Origin of the sequence: Methanocorpusculum sp. GPch4 (assembly GCF_012062385.1) — an archaeon.
Classification (GTDB): Archaea; Halobacteriota; Methanomicrobia; order Methanomicrobiales; family Methanocorpusculaceae; genus Methanocorpusculum; species Methanocorpusculum parvum.
The window spans coordinates 1-1,518 of record NZ_SIJA01000004.1 but is presented as its reverse complement, the minus strand read 5'-3'; the positions used below and the strand labels follow the sequence as shown (position 1 = coordinate 1,518).

General features: G+C 57.5%; 3 protein-coding genes. All 3 read right to left on the bottom strand.

Features of this window, described 5'->3' with window-relative positions:
* Positions 1–131 precede the first annotated feature (131 nt).
* Genes EYA77_RS00040 through EYA77_RS00030 form a run of 3 tightly spaced genes read right to left on the bottom strand, consistent with a single transcriptional unit; the run spans position 132 to position 1,388 of the window.
* Positions 132–623: a hypothetical protein gene (locus tag EYA77_RS00040; protein WP_245241066.1), complete on the bottom strand. Its 492-nt coding sequence runs from the start codon at positions 621–623 to the stop codon at positions 132–134.
* Positions 610–864: a hypothetical protein gene (locus EYA77_RS00035; RefSeq protein ID WP_167815493.1), complete on the bottom strand. Its 255-nt coding sequence runs from the start codon at positions 862–864 to the stop codon at positions 610–612. The genes EYA77_RS00040 and EYA77_RS00035 overlap by 14 nt, the downstream gene beginning before the upstream one ends.
* On the bottom strand, positions 861–1,388 hold the full coding sequence (locus EYA77_RS00030) for an HNH endonuclease (protein ID WP_167815492.1): 528 nt from the start codon (positions 1,386–1,388) through the stop codon (positions 861–863). The genes EYA77_RS00035 and EYA77_RS00030 overlap by 4 nt, the downstream gene beginning before the upstream one ends.
* Positions 1,389–1,518 lie beyond the last annotated feature (130 nt).

Here is a 1,518-nt window from a genome sequence, read left to right as displayed (position 1 = left end):
CCACCAGCCCTTTCAGCTTCCTTCGATCCAGAAGCTCCGGGAAATCATACCAGTGTCTCATCAGGGGTCACCCCCTTCTTCGACACTGGTAAGACTAAGGCCGGCTATGCCAGCCCGTTCATACCAGTGCTTCACGACTTCGCCTCCACCACATACCTCTCCGAGATCAGCTTATCCGTAACATACCGCGAATACTCCGGTTCCGGGAGGCGTGCCTCAAGATCCTTCACATTCACCTCCTCATAGTTCGTGATCCGGTTCTTGATCAGCTTCTTCGTCGCATCATAGATGAACTTCTTCGACAGAAGCTTCGACGCATTCGCCGCGGAAACAAACGCCAGCTCCGCAAACAGCTCAGGCAGCTCCTCACGAAGCAGCGGGACATTCACGGACTTGTTCCTCTTCTCCTCCCGCCGGAGAACAAACTCCGCAGACTCAAGCCCGCCGGCTCTGATCTCATCGACCGTCTCCAGGAACCGGACCTTATACTCCTTCGCCGCCGCTTCCAGCGCAGCCGTCATCTCCTGACAGAAAAACGCATCCGCATACTCTTCAGACGGATGAGGAAACGCCGTCTCCAGAATGGAGAGGACACATCCCGACTCCATCTTACCTGTGGGCATAGTGATCCTCCTCCTGCCGGGCGATGGCATCATGCATCTTCCGCAGCGCTATCTTTGACAGCGAGACAAGATACTCCTCCTTCTCCGAATCGACCCGGAGCATCACCGACCCGCAGACCGGGCACCGGATCCTCTTCCGCCGCAGTTCGTCAAGGTCCCGGACCCAGAACTCCTTCGCCTCGATCCCGAAACAGTGCGGACAGGCAAACGTCACCGTGCGCCGGTACTCGGACCCGCTCACAGACCCACCTCCGCATAGCTCCGTCTTGTCACGATCCGGTGGATCGTGGACTTGTTCACGCCAAACGCCGCTGCGAGAAACCGCGGAGGTTCGCCGTCCGCATACCGTCGTCGGATATCGGCAACCTGATCGTCCGTGAAGATCCGCTTTTTTCGTCCCGAAAGCGGATGGTTGTTGTCCCAGAACGGGATGAGCCGGAGGTTTGCGAGCCGGCAGTCATCGATGTTTCCGTTGATGTGGTCGATGTGGAGGTTCAGATCGATCGGCAGATCGTCCATCGTTCTGCAGTTCCCGGCGATGTAGACGGCCCTATGCTTCGTGATGTCCACCATGAACCCCATATATCGGGCCCGGATCGAACAATACCCGTTGTTCTTACGGGAAAAGCTCAGGGGCTTTCCGGTGTTCCGCGAGATGATCTCGCCGTTTTCGGCGTCGAGTTTCCAGGTGCCGGCAAGGATCTTTGAGAGGATGACCCGGTCGGCGAGCCGGAGACCGGGGCAGGGTTTATGCTCCTGCGTCATTCTTCCTCCGGCCGTTCATTCGAGAACGTGATCTTGATGGTAAAGGTTTGACCGTCCAGGACCCCATAGGGGAGTCCCCATCCCTTAAGCTCCTCGAGGATGAAGTGGGCAAAGCGTTCGTGCATCGTGT